Raw genomic sequence first — 5,708 nt, forward strand, 5'->3', positions numbered from 1 at the left:
TGCCTTTTTATTATCAGAATTAAAACCTCTCACACATATCGCCCACAGCGGCTAACAAATCGCCTGTGTCGGCTTTTGAAATGCTTTGGCTAAACTTACCCGACAAAAATTCAAGCCCGCAAATCGGCTTACGTTGCGTTGACAGTAACCTTGAAATGTTGACAGTAAAACTTGCTTTGATTTCTACCGTCACATCTTGTAAAGCAAGGTTTTGCAGGACTTTTCATACTTTCAAGGTCAGCCTGTTGACAGTAACTTCGCTAGTGTTTTTACTGTCACTGCTGTCACGCTCACGGTCGTAATGAAGAATTATCAGCCTGCAGTTTCGTGTCCGTTTGTACTCAAAATCAATGCCGTATTTTCTCAGCGTGTAACCGTTGCAAACCAGATCTCTTGTTACTCTGTTGGGATAAAATGTTTCATCAGAAACACTTTTCAGTTTCTCTATAAGTTCTGACGCCGTACCTGAAAAATCAATTTTCTTTTTGATGTAAACATACAATGCCGCAAGAAAAATGTTGGCCTTACTTTTTGGAGCGGACGGCTCATCGGTAACGACCCACTTTTTCAAATCACTATCGAACTGCAAATTAATTTCTGCGTTTTCAATATCACGTCCTACACAATAAAGTTTTGCATTACGGCTGCCACGTTTTGTTTCGATCAGAACCATACTTCCGTCTACACAGCCGCTCAGTCCTGTCGAACCTGAGATCATATTGAATGGGTCGCTGTCTTTGCATTTTCTAGTGTGATGTACAACTATTATTGCGATTTCAAGTTTGTCAGCAAGTGCTTTCAGCACAGACAGTTCTTTGTAATCAGTACCGTAGCTTGACTCCGATTCGTTACGCACCTTTTGCAGAGTGTCAATGAACACAACTTTTAAATCGTAATGCTCATTTTTAAAGTTTTCAATCTCTTCCTCCAAACCGTTCCCGATTGATTCGGACATGATTACAAAATGCAATCGCTCTGTAGGTTCGTCAGTGATTTCGTAAAGACGATTTTGAATTCGTACATAGCTATCTTCCAGACACAAGTACAGCGCAGTTCCTTGTGTAGTTTGCTGACCTAATACCTTTTCTCCTTTCGCAATGGACAAGCACATATCAAGCGCAAGCCACGATTTTCCGACTTTCGGCGCTCCTGCTAAGATATACAGACCCTGCGCAAGCAGATTGTCAATGCAGAATTCAATCGGTCTGTACACAGTGGTCATGATCTCCTCGCAGGACTTTGAGTTGAACTTTTTCAATTTATCAAGCCTCCTATTCAATTTTCAAGTTGCTATTAAGTTTCACCCTTTCTGCTCACGGCGAAAAATATATACAAAACAAAAAGCTCGTAAAGACGTTTAAATCTTTACAAGCTTTTATCATTCTCCATTTTCATGGTATCGCATTTTGATACATTTGTCAAGAGGTATGCAGTATTTTCATTGTTTTGCACAGGAGATTGGATTTTGATACTGTGGCAAGATGTGCGTTTTCGACGTCGCTGTTTGCGATGGAGGGTGTGGCAGTTATATTTATGTATGTGATAGTCACACTGTTTAATGGACTTGTCCATAAAATAATCCAGAGGTATTATTGACAAATCAAGAAAAACAACCACAAAAGAGATTATGTGTTTCCAATCGGACACACAAAAGCCCCAGAAGATGCCACTTCGAGGGTCTTTTTGCTACTTGTCGGATTTATGCCTGTCTAAACACTTGCAAATATAGTAACCATCTACACTTACCACAACAGACAAAACTAAAAAGTGCATTATATTATCTTTTTTATAACAAAGCAAATGAAAATGTCCTATATATTATTTAATATTTTGTACATTATGAATAAAGTATAATTTTGTTCATAAACTTATATTGACAAAAATAAATGTCTATGTTATTATAGGTAAGTAAAATATTTTACAAAAGTTGATTAATTTTGAACATGAGACAATAGGAGGATTTTGTGACAAAAATCACAAAAAGTATAGTTAGTATAACTTTAACTACAATTATGATTACTTCAACCATGGCTATTAAAGCTAATGCAGCTAACACAAATCAGGAACTAAAATGGAGAAATGATACTTACTATTCAACATCCACATTTAATGCATATAACAAAACATTCAGCACATATGTAAAAAATGGATCCAAAAAAGAGACCAAAGTACCTGGATATAATAGTGGCTATGGTGACGTTACATTTTCTCTTAAAGGAACTAACAATTCTATTTATGCCATTTTATCAAAAAGTGGAAACACAAAAGAAAAATTAACTCTATTTACTAAAATCGGAAAATATGACAAGAAAACTAAAAAAACAACCAATAAAGAAAGTAAAACTATAACTAGTAATGCAGGTTGCGGAGTTTCTGTACAGCGAAATCCCAAAAACAAAACTTATAAGTATACATTAACCGCAAAAGTATCTCCATATCTTGAAAAAGATGCTGATCCTTTTAGAAATAAAACATTAGTAGCAACAGCGACTCAATATTAATACTATAAATAAGGAATTTTTATGTACTATACAATAAAAAATATAAGAAATTTTGCCAAAAACAACACAATTATTTTTGTGTTGTTTTTGTTGTGTCAATTTACTGCATCATTTATTATTCTTTTTTCTTTCGGTGCATTTCAAAATTTTAAATTGCTAAAAAATAAGAATTTAAAGCAATCGGATTTAATTATACAATTTGGAAATGTTATCGACAAGTATGAAGAAGATGGCAATAAATATTATATATGTGATAGCAGTACAACTAATAAAAAAATAAAAGAACTTCTTCTTAGTATTGACGAAAGTTCATTAGAAGAATTAGATTTAATATACTATTCAGCGGAAACAACAAATACCAACATACCTGAAATTTATGAACAGCCTAATAGTATCACATTCAGATTATCATATTCTCCTGAAGCAAAAACATTTATACAGTATAAAACCTCTTATAATAATTCACCAACCAGTTCCGGTAAAATGATTTCTCAAAATGATTTTAAAAAAGGCACTATGCAAGTTGTTCTTCCATATGGCTTTACATCAGATTGTATAAATCAAGAGGTTAACATAGAAAACCAAACTTATAAAGTTGTAGGAATTGATGCAATAGACGAGACAATAACTATTCCTTTTATTAATTCACCCGATAGCTTAGATAATATAACTGAAATAAGTTTTTGTACAAAAAATGTAATGAGTACAAAAACTTATCAGAACATACGAGCTGCTTGTAATAACATATTTGGTAATTTTGCTTTTATTCCTGAAATAGATACAGTCAATGATGACTTACCTTTTTACAATTCATTAATGTTACTTTCTATTTTACTTACTATATTATCTTCTATTACACTTACTCTGTTATTCAGATATGTTTTAATAACCCGAAATAAAATGATTTCTGTTTTTAGAATTTATGGTTGTACTATAAATAAAGCCAGAAGAATATTTGTTGCAGAAATCATGATAACATCTATAATGAGCTTTTTAATTACATCGGCAATATATTTCAAAATTGTTGTAAAACAGCTCAAATCAAGCTTTGAATATATTGATATTATTTATAATTTAAAAAATTATATTATTATTGGTCTTATCTATGTGTCAGTAATATATTTTATTCTTAATTTAATGATAATAATACAACTACATAAGCTTCCTTTAAGCCAAAAACAAGGAGGATGATAGTTTTATGATTAAATACACAATAAAAATGATGAAGCGTAATTTGTTTATAAATCTCTTTGTCGTGATACAAATAGCTGTAACCTTATTTTTAATTGTAATATGTACATCTTCAATTATGTTTAAAATTGAAGATTATCTTCCATTAAGAAAACTTCTTAATAAAGATGGCAAATTTATAATTACAACCGGTACAAAAAACTATGAGTATGGTGATGATAATTATTATACTTCCGATGATTTCTTTAAGTTAGAAGATATATCTGTCAATAACAATAAAATTAAAGAAGTTTATGGGTGTACATCAGTTAATATATATCCGGCTAATGAAAACTCATCTCCATTAATTTTTTCATATACTCAAAATATGATAGATTTATATACACCCGACATAAAATATGGCAAATGGTTAAATAAAGCTGACACTCGTTCTGATGAAATTGCAGCTGTTGTAACTTATAATACTAAATATAAAGTAGGCGATTTAGTTGAATTCACAGATTCTGTTAATCATTATAACTTCAGGATTATCGGAATGTTAGATAAAACAGCACAGACTATAAATACAAATGGTGATTCAAAAAGTAACTATTATTATACATTTAAAGATATATATCAAACAAAAAATTTGCTTGAATTTTATGTAAATTACGAAGATGTCAAAAATGCAGAGATTTCACAAGAACCAATTGGAGCACTTTTTGTTGTATATGAAAAAGGCTTAAATGATGAAGAAAAATTAGAACTAAATAGAAAATTATATCAATTTGGAGCACTAATGGATTTATCAGAATTGAACCAAAACAGCATAGAATATTTAAAAAGTGATATAACACTGATTTTACCTATAAGTTTATGCATACTTATTCTTACACTTATAAATTCTGTTGCGGTAAATGCTATTCAAACAAAAACAAATTTAAAAGCTTATTCTATATTTTTTATTTGTGGAGCAAAATGGAAAGTTGGAATAATTATCAGTCTTCTAAACGGTTTATTTACATGGCTGTTTGGTGTTGTATTATCAGGAATTTTAGCTTTCATTTTTACAAATATGAATGGTTCTTCGCAATATATTATAAGCTTTAATCTTCCGGAAATAATTATGTGTGTACTTATGGGACTCTTGAATATAATAGTATCAATAATACTCCCGATTTTAATTATTTCAAAGCAAAATCCACGTGAATTATTGATAGATAATAAATAAAGACAACAGGTAGGTAATCATGATAAAAATATCAAACATAACAAAAAAATACAATCCTAAAAAATCCAACGAATTTGAAGCATTGCATGGAATTTCTTGTGAGATTAATGACGGAGAGCTTGTGGCTGTTATTGGCAAATCCGGAGCAGGAAAATCTACACTTTTGCATATTCTTGCTTGCATTGACAATTATCAGGAAGGCGAATATACTATTGACGGAACTCTGGTAAAAAATCTTTCAGAAAAGCAATATGCAAAAATTCGTAATGAAAAAATAGGCATGGTAATGCAAGATTTTGCTCTTGTAGAAGATTTCACAGCTTTGGAAAATGTTATGATTCCACTCAATTTCTCAAAGCAGAAAATAAAAAATAAAAAAGAAAAGGCTCTTGCTGCATTAAAATCTGTTGGCATTGGAGAACTTGCGAAAAAGCCCTGCAATAAGCTTTCTGGCGGACAAAAGCAGAGAGTTGCAATCGCCCGTGCGATAGTCAACGAACCGAGCATGATACTCGCCGATGAACCAACAGGTGCGCTTGATACCAAAACCTCTGCGGAAATCATGGCACTGTTCAAATCATTGAATAAACAGGGACGTACAGTAGTGATAGTTACTCACGATCCCAAAATCGCCGAACAATGCGACAGGATTATTGAGATAAGTGACGGGAGAATAGTAAAGTAAAATAAAGGCGGATATCGGGCGCTATCTCGCACTGTCGTTACGCTACCCTCAGGTGCTAGTGATCGCAAGGTCATGTGGGTTCAAGTCCCGTCATCCGCACCACGAAAAGCTCGATTTTATC

Annotated in this window: 5 protein-coding genes; 4 read left to right on the forward strand and 1 reads right to left on the reverse strand. The window is 32.2% G+C overall.

The features are described 5' to 3' along the window. Nucleotides 1-223: 223 nt before the first annotated feature. Nucleotides 224-1,258: an AAA family ATPase gene (locus tag AB5123_RS13610; protein ID WP_368364953.1), complete on the reverse strand. Its 1,035-nt coding sequence runs from the start codon at nucleotides 1,256-1,258 to the stop codon at nucleotides 224-226. Between the two features lie 706 nt (nucleotides 1,259-1,964). Between AB5123_RS13610 and AB5123_RS13615 the strand changes: the two genes are divergently transcribed. The 4 genes from AB5123_RS13615 to AB5123_RS13630 are packed head-to-tail and all read left to right on the forward strand — an operon-like array spanning nucleotide 1,965 to nucleotide 5,587. Then, nucleotides 1,965-2,501, forward strand: a complete 537-nt coding sequence (locus tag AB5123_RS13615) for a hypothetical protein (protein WP_117958376.1) — start codon at nucleotides 1,965-1,967, stop codon at nucleotides 2,499-2,501. 21 nt (nucleotides 2,502-2,522) lie between these two features. Further along, nucleotides 2,523-3,692, forward strand: a complete 1,170-nt coding sequence (locus tag AB5123_RS13620) for a hypothetical protein (RefSeq protein WP_117894134.1) — start codon at nucleotides 2,523-2,525, stop codon at nucleotides 3,690-3,692. Nucleotides 3,693-3,699: 7 nt separating this feature from the next. Continuing rightward, a complete protein-coding gene (locus AB5123_RS13625; RefSeq protein WP_117894137.1) occupies nucleotides 3,700-4,902 on the forward strand; it encodes a hypothetical protein in 1,203 nt (400 codons plus the stop codon). 19 nt (nucleotides 4,903-4,921) lie between these two features. Next, the gene (locus AB5123_RS13630; protein WP_117894140.1) at nucleotides 4,922-5,587 is read left to right on the forward strand and encodes an ABC transporter ATP-binding protein; all 666 of its coding nucleotides are present in this window, start codon (nucleotides 4,922-4,924) and stop codon (nucleotides 5,585-5,587) included. Nucleotides 5,588-5,708: the final 121 nt, after the last annotated feature.

This window comes from Ruminococcus sp. RTP21204st1_B2_RTP21204_210225 (assembly GCF_040914135.1).
Classification (GTDB): Bacteria; Bacillota; Clostridia; order Oscillospirales; family Ruminococcaceae; genus Hominimerdicola; species Hominimerdicola aceti.

Coding starts and splice junctions, on each gene's coding strand:
- AB5123_RS13630 (WP_117894140.1), top strand. CDS start 4,922: ATGATAAAAATATCAAACATAACAAAAAAATACAATCCTAAAAAATCC.
- AB5123_RS13625 (WP_117894137.1), top strand. CDS start 3,700: ATGATTAAATACACAATAAAAATGATGAAGCGTAATTTGTTTATAAAT.
- AB5123_RS13620 (WP_117894134.1), top strand. CDS start 2,523: ATGTACTATACAATAAAAAATATAAGAAATTTTGCCAAAAACAACACA.